This is a genomic window from Sulfuricaulis sp. (assembly GCF_024653915.1).
In the GTDB taxonomy this organism is placed as follows: Bacteria; Pseudomonadota; Gammaproteobacteria; order Acidiferrobacterales; family Sulfurifustaceae; genus Sulfuricaulis.
This window is the reverse complement of sequence record NZ_JANLGY010000005.1, coordinates 187,443-207,307: the sequence shown is the minus strand read 5'-3', so window position 1 is coordinate 207,307 and position 19,865 is coordinate 187,443. Positions and strand designations below refer to the sequence as shown.

Genomic DNA, 19,865 nt, shown 5'->3' with positions numbered 1-19,865 from the left:
GGTTTCCATTTATTCGCTCTCCACGATATCGAAATCGTGCGTGACCTTGGCGGTCTTGGCCAACATGATGGAGGCGGAGCAATACTTCGTCGCGGAAAGCTCGATCGCATGCTGGACCTTTTTGGGATCCAGATTTTTTCCGGTGATGACAAAATGGATGTGAATGTTCGTAAAAACCTTGGGGTCGGTTTCCGCGCGCTTGGCCTCCACCTCGGCGACACAGCCCGACACTTCCTGGCGCGATTTGCGCAAGATATGCATAACATCGAATGCGGTGCACCCGCCCGTGCCGATCAGCACCAGCTCCATGGGCCGGGCGCCCTTGTTCCGGCCACCGGCATCCGGCGCACCGTCCATGACCAGCGTGTGGCCGCTGTCTGCCGTTCCCTCAAAACTGACATCGCCAGTCCACTTGATCTTTGCTTTCATGATTTCCTCACCGCATGTGGCAACGAGATATTAAACAATTCTGACAATTTTTCTCCCGGCTCTGTGGACTTCATGAAGGCCTCACCCACCAAAAAGGCATTCACGCCCTGAGCGCGCATCCGGGCTACATCTTCGCGCGTATGGATACCGCTTTCTGTTACAACCACGCTTTTGGCCGGGATTTTCTTGAGCAGCCCCAGCGTGGTATCAAGGGAAGTCTGAAACGTCCGAAGGTCACGGTTATTAATGCCGATCAAAGCCGGTTGAAGGGCCAGTGCGCGTTCTAATTCCGTTTCGTTGTGCACTTCTACCAGCGCGTCCAGACCCAGCTTTTGAGCAAGTGCGCTCAAATCATGCAGGTCAGCGTCTTCCAGCGCGGCCACAATGAGCAGAATGGCATCGGCGTCCAGTACGCGGGCTTCGTAAACCTGATAGGCATCGATGGTAAAGTCCTTGCGCAGCACAGGCAAGGCACAGGACGCGCGCGCCTGCTGCAGATGCGCATCACTCCCTTGAAAAAAATCCGTGTCTGTCAGCACCGACAGGCAAGTGGCGCCATGGCGCTCGTAGCTTCGGGCAATGTCGGCCGGATGGAAATCCGCGCGCAACAGCCCCTTGCTGGGGCTCGCCTTCTTGATCTCGGCGATCACCGCTGGCAGGCCGGTGGCAATCCGGCTCCGGATCGCCTTGAGAAAACCACGTGGCGCCGGCGCACTCGCGATGCGCTTTTTGAGCTCTTCCAGAGGTATGCGACTCGCACGTTCGTCAATCTCTTCAGCCTTACGTGCCAGAATTTTCCGGAGTATGTCCGGTGGTGCGTTCATGGAGTGGCCAGTTTCCTGCTCAGCGCGACCAGATCATGCAATTTCTTTTTGGCGGCGCCACTGGCAATCACGGCCTGTGCGGTTTTGATGCCAGCGTCGAGATCGGGAACCAAGCCGGCAACGTAGATCGCCGCTCCGGCGTTGAGCGCCACGATATCGCGCGCCGGTCCTGGCTCATTATCCAGCACCGATTTGACCATCGCCAAACTTTCGGCCGGGCCGGTGACAGCCAGCTTCGATACCTCACCGCGCTTGAACCCGAACTGTTCCGGCTCGACGGTAAAGACCTTAACCTTGCCTTGCTTCAGCTCAGCTACATGTGTGCGCGCACCGATGCTGATCTCGTCCATGCCGTCTTCGGCGTGCACCACCAACACATGCTCGCTGCCGAGATGTTGTAACACCTGCGCCAGCGGCTCCACCCACTCTTTCGTAAACACGCCCAGCACCTGATTGGGTGCATTGGCTGGATTGGTCAGCGGCCCGAGCAAATTGAAAATCGTGCGCACACCCATCTCGCGGCGCGGCCCGATGGCATGTTTCATCGCCCCGTGATGCTTGGGCGCGAACATGAAACCCACGCCGACCTCGTTGACACAACGCGCCACCTGTTCCGGCGTCAGTTCCAGACTCACGCCGGCGGCCTCCAGGACATCGGCGCTGCCCGACTTGCTCGATACCGAACGATTGCCGTGCTTGGCGACCTTGCCGCCGGCGGCAGCGACCACAAACGCGGAAGCCGTCGAGATATTGAACGTACTGGCGCCGTCGCCACCGGTACCGCAAGTGTCGACCAGGTGCGGTCCGTCGACATCCACGTGCGTGGCGAGTTCGCGCATGACACCGGCGGCGGCGGCAATTTCGTCGACGGTCTCGCCTTTCGTGCGCAAGCCAACAAGAAAACCGCCAATTTGTGCCGGTGTCGCCTGCCCAGTCATGATCAAGCGCATGACCTCGCGCATCTCATCGCCCGACAGGTTGCGCCGTTCGATCACGGCACGGATGGCGGATGGCATGTCCACGTTCAGTTTCCTCTGGAATGCTGTGTCAGAAAGTTCTTGAGCATATCGTGTCCGTGCTGCGTCAATATGGACTCCGGATGAAACTGCACGCCTTCGACAGGCAAGCTCTTGTGGCGTACACCCATGATTTCGCCATCATCGGTCCAGGCAGTAACCTCAAGGTCCTTCGGCATGCTGCCACGTTCGATCACCAGCGAATGATACCGCGTGGCCACAAACGGGTTCGGCAGCCCGGCAAACACGCCAGTGTTTTCATGTTTGATCATCGAGGTTTTGCCGTGCATGAGCTGTTTCGCGCGCACGATCTTGCCGCCATAGGCCTGACCGATACTCTGATGTCCGAGGCAGACACCCAGAATAGGAAATTTGCCGCCCAGTTTTAGTATTGTTTCCACTGACACACCCGCCTCATTAGGCGTGCAGGGACCCGGTGAAATGACGATGTGATCCGGTTTCAGTTTTTCGATCTCCGGCACCGTGATCTGGTCGTTGCGGTATACCCGCACGTCCTCGCCCAACTCGCCCAGGTACTGCACCAGGTTGTAGGTGAAGGAATCGTAGTTATCGATCATTAATAGCATGATTGATCTCGCAAATGTGGCAGCTCAGTACTCCGCCGCCTTACTCTTCAAGCCTGCCGAAACCATTTCCACGGCTCGGAATATCGCACGCGCTTTGTTCATAGTTTCTTCCCATTCTCTAACTGGAATGGAGTCAGCGACAATACCGGCGCCGGCCTGGATATAAAGCGTTTTATCCCTGATCACGGCGGTGCGGATCGCAATCGCCGTATCCATGTTACCGTTCCAGCCGATGTAGCCGACCGCACCGGAATAAATCCCGCGACGCGTCGGTTCGAGTTGCTCGATGATCTCCATGGCGCGCACCTTGGGCGCTCCACTCACCGTGCCAGCCGGGAAGGTGGCGCGCAACACGTCGATCGCGTCCAGTCCGGGTTTCAGCTCGCCCGTAACGTTGGAGACGATATGCATGACATGCGAGTAACGCTCGATGACAATTTTGTCCGACACTCGCACGCTTCCCACCCTGGCCACCCGCCCGACATCATTGCGCCCCAAGTCCACCAGCATGATGTGCTCGGCACGCTCCTTGGGATCCGCCAACAATTCCTTTTCCAGCGCCTGGTCCTCGGTCTCGGTCGCGCCCCGTAGGCGCGTGCCGGCGATGGGTCGCACGGTGACCAGCCCGTCTTCCAGGCGCACGAGAATTTCCGGCGAGGAACCGACAATATGGAAATCCTTCAGGTCCATGAAATACATGTACGGCGAGGGATTAAGCGTACGCAACGCGCGGTAGAGATCGAGCGGCGCGGCAACGAAAGGTATCGCCAGGCGCTGTGACAGCACCACCTGCATGATGTCACCGCCACGGATGTATTCGAGCGAACGTTCGACCGCCTTCTCGAATCCCTGCTGTGTGAAGCCCGAAATAAAATCGGCTTCTGCCACCGCCTTGTTATTCTCCGGCGCCACGGCCCGCGGGATGGACTGGCTCAAGCCCGCCACCAGTTCATCCAGGCGGTCGTTGGCCTTGGTGTAGGCATCGGCAATGGCCGGATTTACATGGATCACGACATAGAGCCGCCCCTGCAAGTTGTCGAACACGACGACTTCATCCGAAACCGTGAGCAGAATGTCAGGCGCGCCGATGGCGTCGGGCTTGGCCATCTTCCCCAGACGCGGTTCTACATAGCGTATAGTTTCGTAACCAAAATAACCGACGAGTCCGCCGGTAAAGCGCGGCAGCCCGTGGATTTCAGGAACGGTATATTCCGCCCGGAACCGGCGCACGGTCTCAAGCGGATCGGTCGCCATCTCGCGTTTAATAACCTTGCCGTCTTTTTCGACGGTCACTTCGTTGCCGGAAATGCGCAACAAGGTGCGCGCGGGGAGCCCGATGATGGAGTAACGGCCCCACTTTTCGCCGCCCTGGACCGATTCGAACAAATACGAATACGGCCCGCGTGCGAGCTTGAGGTAAATGCTTAAGGGGGTGTCGAGGTCAGCCAGGACCTCGCGCATCAGGGGAATGCGGTTGAAACCTTGAGAAGCGTATTTATCGAATTCTTTTTTGCTTAGCGGCATGAATCACCATGAGATCACCGGTTAAATAGTCAGACAGCAACGATGGTAGCGGCCCGTGGCCACCACCAGCGTATGTCCAACCATTTATGTTTCCTGTGTCTCATGGGTGTCGATTATATGTAAAGCCGCAAATATTGCGGCACTTCATTCAGTGAATCCACCACGACGTCGGGCAGAGACTGACGGATATCGTGTCCGTGATTATAGCCATACGTCACGCAAATGACAGGCATGCCCGCCGCCCGCGCCGCGTGAACGTCGTTGCTCGAATCCCCGACCAGCACCCCGTGTGTGGTATCAATGTCGAAATGCCGGCAGGCATGCAGTAACGGCAGGGGATCAGGCTTTTGCTTCGGGAGGCTGTCCCCGGACAATACCAGCTTGAAGTACTTGTGGAGCTCGAGATTCTTCAGCAGCGGCAACGTGAACGCCTCGGCCTTGTTGGTGATACAGGCCAGCGAATACCCCTGCTCAGAAAACTTTTCAAGAGCCTCAACCACTCCGGGATAGGGACGACTCAGTTCCGACACGGCCTCGCCATAATGCTGGCGGAAAGGTTCGAGCGCCTGTTCGAAAAGTTCCGGATCGGGCTCGGCCTGCATCTCGCCGGTGAGCGCACGCTTCACGAAACGCGGCACGCCGTTGCCAATCCAGGTGCGATAGTGCTTTTCATCCCAGGGCTTTCGTCCCAGATCGGCGAGCATGCGGTTCGCTGCCGCGGCCAGGTCCGGCACCGTGTCAATCAGAGTGCCGTCGAGGTCGATCATGACCATCTTCACGGCCAGAGGGAAAGACATCGCATTGCGTGCCGTGTTCGGCATTACACTTTGGCCTTGGCGAGTTCGTCGCGCATCGCCTTCACGACTGAATTGTAGTGATTCTTGTCACCGGACTTGCCAGCGCTGAAAATCGCGGAACCGGCCACGAAGGTGTCGGCGCCGGCCTCGGCGATTTCGCGGATGTTGTCCACTTTCACGCCGCCATCAATCTCCAGGCGGATCTTGCGCCCCGAGGCGTCGATCAATTTTCTTGCCTCGCGCAGCTTGTCGAGCGTCGCCTTGATGAAGCTTTGGCCGCCGAAACCCGGATTCACCGACATGAGCAAAATCATGTCCACTTTATCCATTACATGTTTCAGGTAATCGAGCGGGGTGGCCGGGTTGAACACCAGACCTGACTTGCAGCCCGAATCGCGCACCAGCTGCAGACTGCGGTCGACATGCTCGGTACCTTCCGGATGAAACGTAATATACGTGGCGCCGGCCTTGGCGAAGTCCGGGATAATACGATCCACCGGTTTCACCATCAGATGCACGTCAATATCGGCCTTCACGCCATGCTTGCGCAGCGCCTCGCACACCAGCGGGCCAATGGTCAGGTTCGGAACATAATGGTTGTCCATCACGTCGAAGTGAACAATGTCGGTGCCGGAAGCGAGCACGCTTGTGACTTCCTCTCCCAAACGGGCAAAGTCAGCCGACAGGATGGAGGGGGCAATTTTATAATCACGCATGATGTTAACCTTATGTCTTGAGATATTTACCGTTAATTGCGCAAGTGGGCGACTTTACCTGAACCGGCCGAAGTTTTCAGCCGCGACACCGACTGCGCCGGGACTTTTGGGCGCTTTGGATCTACATCGACAGACTCAATCGGCTGATCTTATACTTCTTTAAAATCCCCACAATTTCAAATGAATTTACACCCTCATAAAAAAGTCAGGGTCTTGCTGGCCTGGCTCCTGCTCCTGCTAACCGGCCATGGGATGGCGGATTCTGATCAGGAAACCGAACTGATCGGCAACCCCGAACCCTCGCATTTCAACATCTGTTTCAATCACGGCTGTCAGAGCCTGGCCGACGTTCGATTTACTCCGTAGCAATGGGAAGAAATACGCCTGGTTTTCTCGTCAACGGCAGAATTCCCGCAGCAAGAACGCGGCCAGATTGCGCAGGCCGTGGGAAAACTGGAGTCGCTCGTCGGAATATTGACGGGTACTGACAACGACCGAAGGGGCAATCTGGCCGGCTTCTGGTTGAGAAATCAGATGGACTGCATTGATGAATCAACCAACACGTATACATATCTGGTCATGATGAAAAATGACGGGCTACTCAAACATCATGAACCCGCCGGCAAAGCGACCCGGATATTGCCATACATCTTTCCTCACAGCACCACCGTGATTCAAAACATTTCGACAGGTAATAAATATGCAGTGGATTCCTGGTTCCTGGAGAACGGTCAACCACCCTTTGTGATTCCTCTCCACGCCTGGCGCTGGGGCTGGAAGCCCGGCAATAGTATTCCAGACGCGGAGACAGAAAAATATGCCGGAAGCGAAGAAACCCGCTAGCCCTGCTTCGTCAAAAGCCAACGGCTGACATTGCGCACACTCTTGCCGATGAAGCGCGCCGTCCGCTCCAACCAGGTCTTGCGGTCGCGAGCGAGCGAAAGATTTTCCGCCTCGGTGAGCAATTTCGGTGCATGGCTTTTCTTGAGGCGCGCCACGGCCACCCGATCAGCCTCGCAGAGTTTGGCGTACATCCACCGGGCCGGAAAATTCCAGGAACGCGGACGTTTGAAATTTGCGGCAAAATCCACCACGTGCGGCTCGCCGTCGGCACCGACCAGGATGTTGCCCTGACTGCGCAGGTCGCAGTGCGCCACGCCATATTCATGCAGGCGGTCCACCAGACGGTAAAACCGCTCGAAGAATTGTGGCGTCAACCCACCGGGTGGCACCTCGCGCACGCTGGTGCCGGGAATGTATTCGAGTAACAGCGCATCGGGACCGACCCGGCGCAGCAGGCGCGGAACACCACGCGCTCCTGCCAGTTGCTCGAGTGCGCGCGCCTCGCGCCGCGCCGACAGCGGCCCCACCACGCGCCGGAACCACGGATCGGATTTACTGAAATCTTTCAGCACGGCTTCCTCGCCATTCAACCTGACCAGTATCACCTCGGGACGTGAACCTCCGCCATGCCGGAAGGTTTTTGTCACGCGGGTGCAGAGTTCCTGCAGTGAAAGCTCTTGTAGCGATGCCATGCAACAGAGAATAATATGATCGAGTAAGGTAACTCAAACTATTTCACGGGAGTCTTCATGCCGGTTGCCATCACGCTTCATGTTCTTTCCGTCGTAATCTGGGTCGGCGGGATGTTTTTCGCCTACGTGGCGCTGCGCCCGGTGGCGGCCAGTCTGCTGGAACCGCCGCTGCGTCTGCCGCTGTGGTCAAAAACCTTCGCGCGCTTCTTCCCCTGGGTCTGGGCCGCGGTGATACTGCTGCCGGCCAGCGGTTACTGGATAATTTTCGCCACCTTTGAAGGCATGCAGAATGTCGGTCTGCACGTACATATCATGCAGGTCATCGGGATTGCCATGATCCTCATCTATCTCCATGTGTTTTTCGCGCCCTACCAGCGAATGAACCGCGCGATCTCCGCGGGTGATTTCCCAACCGCCGGCAAACAGCTGGCCGTGATACGCCGGATGGTCGGCATCAATCTGATTCTGGGTCTGATCACCACCATCTTTGCCACCGGCGGTGCCTACTGGCTAGGCAACGTCCGGCTCTTCTAACGAACCAGCTTGCCCTGAATCCCGGCCACCGGATGCGGCAATTCGCTGTTCCGAATGGGTTTTTTCACACTGTCAACGCATCCCCCAACGGGCGCGTTAAAACCAGAACAACGCAAAGACTACACTCTGATCATCCGGGTTTTCCTTCGCGTTACCGCCATCTAATCCGAACTAAGGGAGTACATATTATGTTGAAACTTAAACTTGCCGCCGTGGGGACCTTACTTGCGCTCAGCGCCATTCCCGCGGTTTATGCGGCAGATCCGGTAGCCCCCGGCGAAATCCTTTCTGACAAAAAAGAAATTGTGCAGGACCAGCGTGAAATTCGGGATGACAAACAAGAACTGCGCCAGGACCTGCGCGAGCGGAATGCGGACCGGCGCGAGCTGCATCGGGACAAACGCGAATTGCGCCAGGACCGGCGTGAACTGCGCCGGGAATACCGCGAAGGCGATAAAGAAGGTGTGCGCGAGGGCCGGCGTGAAATCCGGCAAGACAAAGGCGAGATCCGTGGTGACCATCGTGAATCACGCCAGGATCGCCGTGAATTACAGCGTGACCGTGGGCAGGCCCAGCGTGCCAGACGCTGATTAAAATATCAGGCATCACTAAAAACGGGGCTTAGGCCCCGTTTTTAGTGCCCGGTTCTTATCGTGCCACCAGTGTCCCGCGGTACATGCGCATCTGACAGGTGAATTCGTATTCACCGGGTACTGGTGGCGTCACGGTTACGTCCACGGGTTTGCCGACCGGCAGATCGGCGCTCACTTCGAGACTGTCGAACAGGGCTTTCTCCGCGCAGGGGCTCGGGTCCTTACGCACAAAACGCAATGTCACCGGCTGGCCCGCCGGCACTTCGATACGTGCGGGGGTGTAAACGCCGTTATCGACAATGATTTCAATCGGGCCGGCCCCGGAAAAATGCTGAGCCTTCGAACGCGACAGCCAGAACCACCAGACGATCAGCGCCATAACAGCCATGCCGGCAAGATTGATGGCCCAGGTATTCATGTCCGCGTCGCCCCTGATTTGAACCATCTCAAACGGTTGGCGTTGCTCACCACCGTGACCGAGGACATCGCCATGGCCGCGCCAGCAATGACCGGGTTGAGCAACAAACCCGTGAATGGAAAAAGTGCGCCGGCCGCGACCGGGATACCCAGCACGTTATAAACGAAGGCACCGAACAGGTTCTGCTTGATGTTGCGCACGGTGGCGAGCGAAATGGCAATGGCATCGGCAACGCCGTGCAGAGACCCGCGCATGAGCGCGACATCGGCGGATTCGATGGCGATATCGGTGCCGGTGCCGATGGCAAAGCCCACATCGGCCTGGGCCAGCGCCGGCGCATCGTTGATGCCGTCGCCCACCATGCCGACGATCTCGCCACGTTGTTGCAATGCCGTTACCTTGTCGGCCTTGTCACCCGGCAGCACTTCGGCCATAACTTCATCGATGCCCACTTCACGGGCCACGGCTTCGGCGGTGGCGCGGTTATCGCCCGTAATCATCACCACCTTGAGTCCGATGGCATGCAGGCGCGCAATCGCTGACTTTGAATCCGGTTTGATCGGATCGGCCACCGCGACAATCCCGGCGACAAACCCGTCGACAGCGAGAAACATCGGCGTCTGCGCCCGCGCCGCCAGTTCCTCGGCGCGTGTCACCAGATTCCCAAGCTCGACATTGTGCTGGGCCATCAGGCGCGCGTTGCCAAAATACACTTTCTTGCCTTCCACCGTCGCGGAAACACCGTGGCCAGTAATCGCCTGAAAATCACTGGCCGATGAAGATTTAATCTGCCTGGCCTGCGCCGCTGACACAATCGCCTCGGCCAGCGGATGTTCCGAACCGGCTTCAATGCTCGCCGCCACGGTCAGCAGTTTCGTTTCATCCCAGCCCGCGGCCGGCACCAGCGTGGTAACAGCTGGTCTGCCTTCGGTGACGGTGCCGGTCTTGTCGAGCACGATGGTCGTGAGTTTGCCCGCCTGCTGCAAGGCCTCGCCATTGCGAATGAGAATGCCGTACTCGGCGGCCTTACCCACGCCCACCATGATCGAGATCGGCGTTGCCAACCCCAACGCGCACGGGCAGGCAATAATGAGCACCGTCATGGTGGCAACCAGCATGTAAGAAAGTTTCGGCTCAGGCCCGAAATTAAACCAAGCGAGAAAGGTCAGCACGGCAATAATCAGCACCACCGGCACGAACACGGCGGAAATCCTGTCGGCGAGGCGTCCGATGGCAGGCTTGGTACTCTGTGCGCGGCGCACCATTTCAATGATGCGCGCAAGCGCGGTATCGGCACCGATGCGTTTGGCCTGGAACAGGAAGCTGCCGGATTTGTTGAACGTGCCGCCGGTAACGTCGTCGCCGGTTTTTTTCTCGACCGGCATCGGTTCGCCGGTAAGCATCGATTCATCGACGCTCGAATGGCCCTCAATGATCACGCCGTCCACGGGAATTTTCTCGCCGGGGCGCACACGGATGGTTTCGTCCAGGCCGACTTCGGAAATAGGTATGTCCGTCTCTTTCCCGTCACGAACAACGCGCGCCGTTTTTGGTTGCAACCCGATCAGGCGTTTGATGGCTTCTGAAGTCTTGCCGCGGGCACGCATTTCGAGCGCCTGTCCAAGATTGATCAGCGCGATGATGACGGCCGCCGCCTCGAAATAGGCGTGGCGCGCGAGACTCGGGACCATATCGGGGAACAGCACTACCAGCATGGAGTACACCCAGGCGGCGCCGGTGCCGAGCGCGATGAGCGTGTCCATGTTGGCATTGTGGGCACGGAATGACTTCCACGCGCCGCGAAAGAAATGCCCACCGGCATAGACCAGCACGCCCAGTGTTACTGCACCGATCACGAGCCAGAACACCCGACCGGAATCGGTATCCAGCATCGGCATCAAACCAAACGGTTCGGCCAGCATGAGCGGGAACCCGACCACCGCGGCAACGATAAATTTGCGCAACAGTGAGCGGTAATACGAAAGCTCCGCGGCCTCTTTTTCTGACTCGTCCTCGGCCCCGCGCAGCTCTGCCGCGCTATAACCAGAGGCCGTGATCGCGGCAACGAGCACCTTGGCATCGACACTGCCACGCACTGTCGCGGTGTGTTCGGCAAAATTGACCGCCGACTCCGTCACGCCCGGAACATTCTTTAGCGCATTTTCGACCGTGGAAACGCAACCGGCGCAGGTCATGCCGGAGATGGAAAGACGCGTGGTATTTTCAGGAGGGGACACGCTCATGGCGGCATCCATGATAGCAATACCTCAGTGGGTCAGCCCCCTTTCAATTCGGTGGGATAACCAACCTCACTCAGTGCCTTGATAACCGCTTGGGCGTCCACGCCGCCTTTGATCACGGCGGACTTTCCGGCCAGATCGAATTGGGCCGAGACGAAGCCCGGCAGTTTCGCCAGTGCCTCGGTGGCCCTGGCGACGCAACCGCCGCACTTCATACCGCTGACCGAAAACCGGGTTTCCGTGATCGTCATGCAAAACCTCCTGCGATTTCTGGATGCAAGGCAAGGGCCTATTCTAGCGCCGCCAGCAAAGTGACGTTCTGTGACGATGACACACAAATTTTGCCACTATGTGCCGGCATTGGCGGAGGGATACCACGGAAAATCTGGTGTTTTCGCGCCAATATTCTGGCATGAACCATGCATCCCTGCCCATGGAATGCGGGGGCAGGGATGTCTACCGGTCACCGTGGTTGATTCATTTTCAACATTCAAGGAGAACAAGCCATGAAATCCAGAATCATGTTCCTCAGACGCCTGGCCTGTGTACTGCTGGCCGTGCTGGCTGTAGGCCTCGGTGCCTGTCACAAGAGCGGCGGCGGCGACAGCGGCAGCGCCACCGGCAGCGCCCAATAACATCCCAGACATATGTCGAAGGAGTCCATCATGAAATTGACCATGCGCGCCGGCCTGGCCGGCCTTTTCCTTCTCGCGGTTTCCCTGATCAGTCCGCCGGTGCACGCCCTCACGGCGGGAGAGATCTATACCGTCACGTTCGAAAAACTCGATTCGAGCGGCGCCATCACCAGCGGTTCCAGCTCCCTCGGGATCAGCACGACCGCGACGGCCGATGCGAACGGCAAGCTTTCCTTCTCCGTCAGTGGCGTCCCCAACAACAGCAGCTGCAACTTTCTGGTGGTTTCGGTCACGGACAGCAGCGGCGCCACGGCGCGGCGCTCCATCGTGCCCTGCCCGGACGCCGGCGAGAGCCTGCCCCTCGGCGTCTCCGGCATCACCGACAAGCAGACCACCGCGCTGCTCGATGCCTTCGCCAGCGCCGGGACGGATGACCCCATCCTCGCGGTCTTCGGGTTTACCATCGTGCGCTCCACCGGTATGACCGCCAGCGAATTGTCGGTGCTGGCCAACGCCTGTCATCAGGGCATCAATGCCACGAACGGCTTCCTCGATTACCTGAGTGACAACGGCGTCAGCGCCGCGCAGCTGGCGGCATACCGTACCAGTATCGTCTCGCGCCTGGCCGATCCGAATGACGGCTACAGCAAATCCTTCAAGGAATCGGTGGACGTGGCCAGCAGCAGCGACGCCACACTCGAAGCCGCCAAGCGCGGCGAGGCGGCGGGCAAACTGCTCAAGGTCCTGGTGCAGGCCGCGACCACGGCGGGCTTTTCGCAGGACCGCGTGCTCGAGGCCTTCAACACCATGGGCGGCGTGGTCATGCCCATCCTCACCGCCGCCCAGACGGCCGGCACGCTTTCCGATGCCTCCATGCAGGCGGTGAACTCGAGCATCGGCGGCGGCATCCAGAAACTCAGGGCGGACCGCGGCGTGGAGAAATACACGCAGGCGCTCACAACACTGGGCGCCACCGGCGGTGACGTCACCGCCTTCACTTCGGCGGCGAACACGCTGGTAACTGCCATGCAAACGGCATTCTCCGAATTCGAGAAGGTATTTACCGGCAGCGAAACCCAGTCTCAGGTTTCGACGGCGCAAAGCACACTCGACAGCACCATGCAGACCGCCTTCGGTGCCTTCATGACCAACACCGCCGCGTCGGACGGGCGCATCGGCACCATGATCGCCAACATTGACAGCGCGCTTGGCTCTGCCACGGGCCTGACGGTGAGCAATTTCCAGTTCTACAAGAGCAACGGCACGGCCACCAACTGGCCGATCATGATGGTCATTCCCACGGACTGGATATCGAGCATTGTTGCAGCCGGCGGCAGCGTAACGTACACGCGCGATACCACGGCGATTCCGGCGGCGATGACCTGGCTTTCGGGTGGACGCACCAGCTTCGGCGGCATGCCAACCAGCTACGCCACCCTGTTCCAAGTCCAGGAAGACATCATGATTATTGAATTCACCCGCTTCGCCGCGCAATCGTCAGCGGGCAGCGACATGAGCGCGCAACAGGCACTGGAAAAAAGCTTCTCCACCAAAATGGCGACAGTAGCGGGCAACACCGGCGGCACCACCAACGGCAGCACGTCCATCAGCTCCGTGGCCAAATCAGCGCTGGTTACCCTGATGCAGTCGCCGCAGTTCTAACAAGGCAATCAGGGACACAGTACGAGGGGGGCGAAATCGCCCCCCTCGCCTTTTTCAACGCAGACTGTCTCGCACGCGCTCGAGCTTGCCGCGCACTTCCTGCGCCAGCTCCGCCACCGCGGGATTGTCGGTGAGCTTGAGCACCGCGATCGGATCCATGAAACCCACGGTGATACTCTTGTCCGCCTCCTCGCGCACCACCACATTACACGGTAACAGCAGTCCGATATCCGGATCAGCCGTAATCGCCTTGTGCGCCAAAGCCGGATTACAAGCGCCGAGAATGCGATAGGACTTGCCCTCGATACCGAGCTTGGCCTTCATCGTGGCTTGCACATCAATGTCGGTGAGCACGCCAAAACCCTCAGCCTTGAGCGCCTCGGTCACCCGTTTCACCGAGTTGTCGAAACTATCCTTTAGTTGCACATTAAAACCGTACACAGTCACCTCCTGATTTACTGATTGATCACCATTGCATAATCACCAACTGATGTCCCTCGCCTATCGGCAACACCGATGCCGATAGGCCGTGGCCTTACTTGCCCAGACGAAACTCATCCGGAGCGTGCTTCTTGTAAGGCTGCTTCTCCACGTCCGGACCGAGAATGCGCTTGGCCTGTGCCTGAAGCTGGAGCGCGGTCAGGCCGTTGTGCCGGCCTTGCTCGTTGTAGAGCACGTCGGTCACCACGCCCTTGTCGCTGAAGACCAGCGTGTAGGTCCGCAAACCCGTCCCGCTTCCGACCTGATACACCTTGCCTTCGTAACCATTCGGCAGGGTGACGGTGCGGTTTTCCTGGCCGTGATGCGCGAAGGCCGCCACCTTGGTAATTACTCCGAGCGGATATTTGGTAAGCGCCTCATCCGCGTCGATCTGGATATTGAAAGTCGGCGGCATGGGCAGAGTCTTGGGAGACTCCGCCATGACGCCGGCTGATCCGAATGCGGCGAACAAACCCAGCAAAACAACGAACGGTTTCATGATTTCTCTCCTCATACCGGTTAAAAATTCAAGGCGACAGAGCGCTACCCTGCCAACGCTGGCCGATCAATCGCGACCACTCGATTTACTGAACAAGTATTTGGCGAGCGCGGCAACCGCTAGGATCAGCACGATCCAGAAAAGAATGCCGCCCCAACCGAAGCCCATGCCCCAACTCATATAGCCATCGTGATACATAAGTCACCTCCTGTTTACGCTGTGGTCAGCGGTTCATCATGCCGGGGCCCATGCCCATGCCACCCTGTGACATGTTGCCGGGGCCGCGACCGCCGGATCCCATCATGCCGCGTCCACCCATACCGCCGCGTGACATCTGCCGGAGCTGTTCCTTCTGTTCCTTGGTGAGCACGGCCTGCACGCGGTTGTGGGCTTCGATGTTGGTCTCGAACACTTGCTGTTGCAGCTTGCTGACATTGCCATAGATGGCGCCGGCTTTTTTCGCATCCACGGTTTCACCCGAGTAGAGGTCGCGCAACCTGGCCTGCTCGTCCATGATCTTGCCGTAGGTGTCCCAGTTCTTGCGGCGTGTGTCGTCCTGGATTTTTACGATCTTGTCGCGCTGCTCGTCTGACAAATCCAGCATCGACATCGGACCCATGCCCATCATGCCCATGCCACCGCCGGGGCCCATGCCCATTCCTCCCATCATGCCTCCGGAGCCACCCATTCCCATCATCCCCATACCGCCACCAGAACCACCACCCATCATCATGTCCATCATCCCGCCGCCCATCATGCCCATGCCGCCACCGCCACCCATCTGGCCCGGCTGCATGTTTGTCGACATGTCCCGATCGCTCATCATGGGCCCTCCTTGCTCGGCGGCGATGGCAACACCTGTCGCCGCGAGCGTGGCGGCGACGAGCATGCGTGGTATCCACTGCTTGATAAGTTTCCTGTTCATGATTGACCTCCTTGGTCGTAAGTTAAAAAAAGATGAATAAAGGGGCGGTTGGCGATTTCCGCCAACTCCACCCGATTCGAGTGCGCTGTATCAACACGAGCATGAGCCCCGGCACCAACAGCCACTGCAACAACGGCGTGATTCCGATCCCGAAGATCAGGGGCATGGCATCGGAATACGCCCAGGACCCGATGCGATAAACGTTGTACCACTCACTGAACACGGTATATCCAAGCCCCATGACGATAAGCATCGTTCCACCCGACCAGAGTCGTTGCCGTGGCCAATTCACCTGGCGCCAAATCAGCGCCACAGCCAGATAAGTCAGCGTGGCGATCATCACGTCGCCCAGCACGCAATGCATTACGTAAAGCGTGATGCGCCATACTTCTCCTTCTTGCCATAACGCGTAGAACGGCAGTTGCCCGATCTCCCATAGTAAATGGAGTGTCAGCGCCAGAAGCGCCCAAAGCCCGATTAGTGACGCAGATGTTTTCCATTCTGGATCATGTACGTTACGCACAGGTCAAGCCTCGATTCTCGCTTCAACCACCGACTCGATAGGTGACGCACCTTTCTTCTCGAACGCGAACCGAGAGCCTGGGTAGCACGGATGAAGCGCAGACGTGCGGTATCGTCGCGCATGCACAAGGGGCGCAAGAGTAAGATTCCAGGGGTTCAATGTCTGTGCGTCGCCGTACCTAGCGCCTTGGTGCGCAGACTCTGACGACGTTACGATACAAACTGATCGAGAGTCGTTTTCGGGATGTCGTGTCGTAGTGAGCAGGCCGATACGCGAGTAATAACGCACCACATGCGGCGCAATGCCGCTGCGTTTGGAAAGCTGATTGACCGTCATCATGACACTTGACCTCTCTTTGCTGTGAACCACGCCGAACTGCGTGAATACATCGCCACACACGGACCGGGACGTGGGAAATTCACCGCGACAGGAAAGGAGACAGTCAGACTTGTGTTCTCCTCCGGGCGCGGCTTACCCTCGCCGCGATCGGCAAAGAACTCAGATCAGCAGATGTTGCAGACGCAGATAAAGTGGTAACGAATCGGGCGGAGAAGCGTGGTACAGCTGTCGGTCAGGGACTGAAAGCACTACGGCGGAGAAAATCTGTGAATCGACGAAGACCGCATGCCCGAATTTCAGTTTGAAATCTGAAACCAGGACATCAGGGGAAGTATTAAGCGCGACGTCAGAAGTATCCAGCCAGGTACGGCACGGGTCCTCTGTGCCATGGGGTATGCCGCCATGATTGTGATCGCCGCTTTGCATGCTGACAACCGGCGGATGTTCGTCTGCCAGCGTATGGCAACAGGACCAGAAGGCAAGAACGAGCGAAAGGGACATCCAGCCCGCCAGCGCCAGCGCAATCGACTTGCGATGGCGGCGCGTCAACCAGCTTTTGAATTGGATACCTTTCATTCTTCTGATCCCTGTACCAAAAGACTTCCGGGATAGAAAATAGTTCGCATTTATTTCCTTATACTACTGATTCGCTGCAGGCCATCTTTGACAAATATCAATAAACAAAACATCGAGCGCCAGTGGTTTTACGTGGCTTCGGCTATTTCTTTCCGTCATCTCTCAGGAGGTACTTGATCAGCGCGGCAATGAGCAAAATGATGATGATCCAGATGGCAATTTGCATTGTTATTACCTTATCGAATTAATCAAATGACGCTGTCAGCCTTTCGGCGCCGATCCGGCCAAATTTGCCTTGCGCCAGCGCTCATACACATCTGCGGGCCACAACGCCTGGTACCAAGTGATGATGTCCTCGATTTCCTGATCAGTCAGACGACCCTTCCACGCCGGCATCACGGGTTCACCGTTGCGCTTCGCGCCGTTCTTGATGAAGGTGATCATGTCGTGTTTGCGACGCTTCCATTCGTTGCCAGTCCCGTTGAGCGGTGGCGCCGCCGCCACTTTGGAGTTTTGCCAGTCAGGGTGGCCCTGTGCCTCGGGTCCATGGCATAGGGCGCAATGTTCCTGAAACAACCGAACTCCGCGAAACAAACTCTCCGTCGAAAATGGTCGATCGAGCGAAGCAGTGTTCTTTTGGGACGGCGTTTCCGATTCCTGCTTGCCGCAGGCACTGACCATCATCAGCGCCAAGATCATCCCTGTCGTCAATCGCATCCGTCGGGAAAGCAGGTTGTTGACCAGCGCTAATCATAATCCGTGCCATCGATAAAGAAAATAAAACTGTCCGGGAATTAAACGGGGTTACCGGTTGCCAGCGCCTTGGCGCGCTTTCTCGTCCATTGCCAGCCAGCTTTGATAAATCTCATCTGGCCAGCGCGACTGGATCCAGACAATCACAGCCTCGATGTCGTCATCGCTGAGCTTGCCATCCCATGAGGGCATATTACCGCCGCGATTGACGGATCCCTGCTTGATCATGTCGCGAATCCAGGTGCCCGGATGATGCCAGGCATGGCCGGCGCCGTTGAGAGGCGGGGGGAGCAACTTGCCGTCCGGGCCCTTGCGCTGCCAGTTCGGCGCGCCCTCTGCCTGGGGCCCGTGACAAACAGCACAGTTTTCCTGATAGAGCTTGGCGCCGCGCATCATCGTGGAAAAATCCTGGTTGCGACCGACGGACACTGGCTTGGGCAGCGGTGTAAGCACTTCAGCCGGTCCGGTATCTGGCTTTGACGCCGCCGACGATGTGGACTTCTGTTCACTACAGGCTGATATCAACAGTACCGCAGACAATAACGTTGCCTTTAATAGAAATTTATTCATGCTTGAGCCCCTTCGAGATGATCGTCTCGCTGTTTGTCAGACAAAACATGTAATGATGAATTTCATTTTGATATGTCGTGCTTGAAGACTTCCCCTTAATGACGGTGGCCCCTGGTTTCGTGCGAATGAGAGTCGTCACCGGGTCGAGGCAAGCCTTTTTGCAGATAGTTCACGACGTCCCAAATCTGTTTTTCGCTTAGAATTTTTTTCCAGGCTGGCATGGCGCCACGGCCCTCGGCGATCTTCCAGGCGAAGTCCCCGTCCGGATGCAGCCCGGCCATGACCGTCAAATCGGCCGGTTTGGGATTGAGCGCCGCGCCCGCAGGACCGTCGCCGCGTGCCGCGCGGCCATGACAACTGGCGCAATTCGCCGCGAATAATTTCTTGCCGCGCGCCCGCGAGGCGTTATTGGCCTTCACCGGATTGGGCCGCTTGGCCGCCTCTTCCGGCGCCATCCAGTGACCGTGCATGGCAGCCATATCACCCTGGCCATCCATTTGCATCTTACCGTGGTCCATGTTTTCCATCGCTGCCGGCGCTTTCTTTGCGTCATGTTCGGCATCGGCGAGCGCGACCGATGGCAAAACGATTAGCGGCCACAACAATATCGCCTGGCGAAAAACATTTGTATTCACTCGTGTCATTACATTGCTCCTTGAAATGAAAAAATAGTTACATGCCTCTTTTCAGAACCAGAAGCGCAGGCCGGCCACAACCCGTGTTTCCTTCGCCTGCTTTCCTTCCGCGCGGACAAAATCGGCAGTGCCGCCGAACTTGCTGCTCCGTTCAATACCTATATAAGGTGCCAACTCACGCCTGATTTCGTAACGCAAACGCACGCCGGCCGCTAGGTCGGACAGCCCGGAACCGGTTTCGCGCTCGGCATCGCGCTTGCCGAAGAAATTGGCCTCGACGCGCGGTTGCAGAATAAGCTTTTGTGTCAACAACAACTCGTATTCCGCCTCGATGCTCAGCGCCGTGCGTCCATGCTCACCGACGTAACCGGTGATGTCCATTTCAAACCAGTAGGGAGCCAAACCCTGAACGCCGAAAGCGAGCCAGGTCCGGCTTGGCTCTTCGCCACTGTCATGGCGTACACCCAGCTGCGTGTCCCAGTAAGCCGAGATCGCGTGCCCCCACAGCATTTGCGTGTGCGCATCCTGGAGTTTTCCGTCATCTACATCGCCTTCGGCCTTGAGTACGACGCGGTCATAAGTCCGGCCGTACCAAGCCTGCAAGTCATAGACCGTGGACGAATTGTCACGCGTGCGCACTCTTTCAAGACGATCAATCATTAGCGATCCAAAATTGTGCTCGTCCGCCATCCGCAACGGCCGGTCCGGAGGGAGGGTATAACCCCCGGAATAGGCATGCGGATCGCGCGCATCGGGAGGCGGCGAACCTCCCTGCATGGACCCGTGATCCATGCTGCCCATGTCATGGTCCACCTGTGGCGTCGATTCTGACACGGGACCATGACCCATCTTGGTCGCTCCCGACATCCTGTCTTCCGCGACACTTGTACGTCCCTGTACATCGCTGTGGTCCATCTGACTGTGATCCATTTCCGGCATCGCCGGCGTTGCCGGTTCCTGCGCCCAGGCGCTGGACATCCAGAACACCGTCGCGGCGGCGATAAAAATATATTTGCTATTCATCATTTCATTCTCCGTTATTCGGTTGCGCCGCA

The 19,865-nt window shown here is 57.9% G+C and carries 27 protein-coding genes; 5 read left to right on the top strand and 22 right to left on the bottom strand.

Annotation, left to right across the window (positions count from 1 at the left end; genetic code table 11):
• Nucleotides 1–9: 9 nt before the first annotated feature.
• The 7 genes from NUV55_RS03410 to rpe form a co-directional block, all read right to left on the bottom strand.
• Nucleotides 10–429 carry an OsmC family protein gene (locus tag NUV55_RS03410; RefSeq protein ID WP_296670403.1) on the bottom strand — a complete coding sequence of 140 codons (420 nt, stop codon included), beginning with the start codon at nt 427–429 and terminating at the stop codon, nt 10–12.
• Nucleotides 426–1,253 (bottom strand): indole-3-glycerol phosphate synthase TrpC, encoded by an 828-nt coding sequence (gene trpC, locus NUV55_RS03405; RefSeq protein ID WP_296670401.1) that lies wholly within the window; start codon nt 1,251–1,253, stop codon nt 426–428. The genes NUV55_RS03410 and trpC overlap by 4 nt, the downstream gene beginning before the upstream one ends.
• Complete coding sequence (gene trpD, locus NUV55_RS03400; RefSeq protein ID WP_367280330.1) at nt 1,250–2,275, bottom strand: anthranilate phosphoribosyltransferase; 1,026 nt, start codon at nt 2,273–2,275, stop codon at nt 1,250–1,252. Before trpD ends, trpC begins: the two co-directional genes overlap by 4 nt.
• 2 nt (nt 2,276–2,277) lie before the next feature.
• Nucleotides 2,278–2,856: an aminodeoxychorismate/anthranilate synthase component II gene (locus tag NUV55_RS03395; RefSeq protein ID WP_296670399.1), complete on the bottom strand. Its 579-nt coding sequence runs from the start codon at nt 2,854–2,856 to the stop codon at nt 2,278–2,280.
• Between the two features lie 24 nt (nt 2,857–2,880).
• Nucleotides 2,881–4,380 (bottom strand): anthranilate synthase component I, encoded by a 1,500-nt coding sequence (trpE, locus tag NUV55_RS03390; RefSeq protein ID WP_296670398.1) that lies wholly within the window; start codon nt 4,378–4,380, stop codon nt 2,881–2,883.
• A gap of 113 nt (nt 4,381–4,493) precedes the next feature.
• Nucleotides 4,494–5,201: a phosphoglycolate phosphatase gene (locus tag NUV55_RS03385; protein ID WP_296670396.1), complete on the bottom strand. Its 708-nt coding sequence runs from the start codon at nt 5,199–5,201 to the stop codon at nt 4,494–4,496.
• Nucleotides 5,201–5,893, bottom strand: coding sequence for a ribulose-phosphate 3-epimerase (gene rpe, locus NUV55_RS03380; RefSeq protein ID WP_296670394.1), 693 nt, complete (start codon nt 5,891–5,893; stop codon nt 5,201–5,203). The genes NUV55_RS03385 and rpe overlap by 1 nt, the downstream gene beginning before the upstream one ends.
• A 444-nt stretch (nt 5,894–6,337) precedes the next feature.
• Between rpe and NUV55_RS03375 the strand changes: the two genes are divergently transcribed.
• Nucleotides 6,338–6,736 (top strand): hypothetical protein, encoded by a 399-nt coding sequence (locus NUV55_RS03375; RefSeq protein WP_296670392.1) that lies wholly within the window; start codon nt 6,338–6,340, stop codon nt 6,734–6,736.
• Here the strand turns inward: NUV55_RS03375 and NUV55_RS03370 are convergent.
• Complete coding sequence (locus tag NUV55_RS03370) at nt 6,733–7,428, bottom strand: phosphotransferase (RefSeq protein WP_296670390.1); 696 nt, start codon at nt 7,426–7,428, stop codon at nt 6,733–6,735. The two genes, NUV55_RS03375 and NUV55_RS03370, sit on opposite strands and share 4 nt — an antisense overlap.
• 57 nt (nt 7,429–7,485) lie before the next feature.
• On the opposite strand from NUV55_RS03370, the gene NUV55_RS03365 reads away from it, so the two are divergent.
• Together NUV55_RS03365 and NUV55_RS03360 are read left to right on the top strand one after the other, a co-directional pair.
• The gene (locus NUV55_RS03365; RefSeq protein WP_296670387.1) at nt 7,486–7,962 is read left to right on the top strand and encodes a CopD family protein; all 477 of its coding nucleotides are present in this window, start codon (nt 7,486–7,488) and stop codon (nt 7,960–7,962) included.
• A gap of 188 nt (nt 7,963–8,150) precedes the next feature.
• Nucleotides 8,151–8,552, top strand: a complete 402-nt coding sequence (locus NUV55_RS03360) for a hypothetical protein (RefSeq protein WP_296670385.1) — start codon at nt 8,151–8,153, stop codon at nt 8,550–8,552.
• A gap of 58 nt (nt 8,553–8,610) precedes the next feature.
• Here NUV55_RS03360 and NUV55_RS03355 read toward each other — a convergent pair whose 3' ends face one another.
• The 3 genes from NUV55_RS03355 to NUV55_RS03345 are packed head-to-tail and all read right to left on the bottom strand — an operon-like array spanning nt 8,611 to nt 11,464.
• Nucleotides 8,611–8,973 carry a cupredoxin domain-containing protein gene (locus NUV55_RS03355; RefSeq protein ID WP_296670384.1) on the bottom strand — a complete coding sequence of 121 codons (363 nt, stop codon included), beginning with the start codon at nt 8,971–8,973 and terminating at the stop codon, nt 8,611–8,613.
• Entirely contained in the window at nt 8,970–11,216 is a 2,247-nt protein-coding gene (locus NUV55_RS03350) for a heavy metal translocating P-type ATPase (RefSeq protein ID WP_367280340.1), read from the bottom strand. Before NUV55_RS03350 ends, NUV55_RS03355 begins: the two co-directional genes overlap by 4 nt.
• A 32-nt stretch (nt 11,217–11,248) precedes the next feature.
• On the bottom strand, nt 11,249–11,464 hold the full coding sequence (locus NUV55_RS03345; protein WP_296670379.1) for a heavy-metal-associated domain-containing protein: 216 nt from the start codon (nt 11,462–11,464) through the stop codon (nt 11,249–11,251).
• A 255-nt stretch (nt 11,465–11,719) separates the two neighbouring features.
• Between NUV55_RS03345 and NUV55_RS03340 the strand changes: the two genes are divergently transcribed.
• The gene (locus tag NUV55_RS03340) at nt 11,720–11,848 is read left to right on the top strand and encodes a hypothetical protein (protein WP_296670378.1); all 129 of its coding nucleotides are present in this window, start codon (nt 11,720–11,722) and stop codon (nt 11,846–11,848) included.
• A gap of 30 nt (nt 11,849–11,878) precedes the next feature.
• Nucleotides 11,879–13,510, top strand: coding sequence for a hypothetical protein (locus NUV55_RS03335; protein WP_296670376.1), 1,632 nt, complete (start codon nt 11,879–11,881; stop codon nt 13,508–13,510).
• Nucleotides 13,511–13,564: 54 nt separating this feature from the next.
• Here NUV55_RS03335 and NUV55_RS03330 read toward each other — a convergent pair whose 3' ends face one another.
• The 11 genes from NUV55_RS03330 to NUV55_RS03285 form a co-directional block, all read right to left on the bottom strand.
• Nucleotides 13,565–13,957 (bottom strand): DUF302 domain-containing protein, encoded by a 393-nt coding sequence (locus tag NUV55_RS03330; protein ID WP_367280329.1) that lies wholly within the window; start codon nt 13,955–13,957, stop codon nt 13,565–13,567.
• Between the two features lie 88 nt (nt 13,958–14,045).
• A complete protein-coding gene (locus NUV55_RS03325; protein WP_296670373.1) occupies nt 14,046–14,489 on the bottom strand; it encodes a hypothetical protein in 444 nt (147 codons plus the stop codon).
• A 66-nt stretch (nt 14,490–14,555) separates the two neighbouring features.
• Complete coding sequence (locus tag NUV55_RS03320) at nt 14,556–14,687, bottom strand: hypothetical protein (protein WP_296670371.1); 132 nt, start codon at nt 14,685–14,687, stop codon at nt 14,556–14,558.
• 25 nt (nt 14,688–14,712) lie between these two features.
• Nucleotides 14,713–15,414 carry a Spy/CpxP family protein refolding chaperone gene (locus NUV55_RS03315; RefSeq protein WP_296670370.1) on the bottom strand — a complete coding sequence of 234 codons (702 nt, stop codon included), beginning with the start codon at nt 15,412–15,414 and terminating at the stop codon, nt 14,713–14,715.
• Between the two features lie 22 nt (nt 15,415–15,436).
• On the bottom strand, nt 15,437–15,937 hold the full coding sequence (locus tag NUV55_RS03310; RefSeq protein ID WP_296670368.1) for a hypothetical protein: 501 nt from the start codon (nt 15,935–15,937) through the stop codon (nt 15,437–15,439).
• A 3-nt stretch (nt 15,938–15,940) separates the two neighbouring features.
• Nucleotides 15,941–16,273: a MerR family DNA-binding transcriptional regulator gene (locus NUV55_RS13765; RefSeq protein WP_367280339.1), complete on the bottom strand. Its 333-nt coding sequence runs from the start codon at nt 16,271–16,273 to the stop codon at nt 15,941–15,943.
• Between the two features lie 162 nt (nt 16,274–16,435).
• On the bottom strand, nt 16,436–16,852 hold the full coding sequence (locus NUV55_RS03305) for a hypothetical protein (RefSeq protein ID WP_296670367.1): 417 nt from the start codon (nt 16,850–16,852) through the stop codon (nt 16,436–16,438).
• A 261-nt stretch (nt 16,853–17,113) separates the two neighbouring features.
• On the bottom strand, nt 17,114–17,536 hold the full coding sequence (locus NUV55_RS03300) for a cytochrome c (RefSeq protein WP_296670429.1): 423 nt from the start codon (nt 17,534–17,536) through the stop codon (nt 17,114–17,116).
• 120 nt (nt 17,537–17,656) lie between these two features.
• Nucleotides 17,657–18,175, bottom strand: a complete 519-nt coding sequence (locus NUV55_RS03295) for a cytochrome c (RefSeq protein WP_296670366.1) — start codon at nt 18,173–18,175, stop codon at nt 17,657–17,659.
• Nucleotides 18,176–18,270: 95 nt separating this feature from the next.
• Complete coding sequence (locus NUV55_RS03290; protein ID WP_296670364.1) at nt 18,271–18,819, bottom strand: cytochrome c; 549 nt, start codon at nt 18,817–18,819, stop codon at nt 18,271–18,273.
• A 42-nt stretch (nt 18,820–18,861) separates the two neighbouring features.
• On the bottom strand, nt 18,862–19,836 hold the full coding sequence (locus NUV55_RS03285; protein WP_296670362.1) for a copper resistance protein B: 975 nt from the start codon (nt 19,834–19,836) through the stop codon (nt 18,862–18,864).
• Nucleotides 19,837–19,865: the final 29 nt, after the last annotated feature.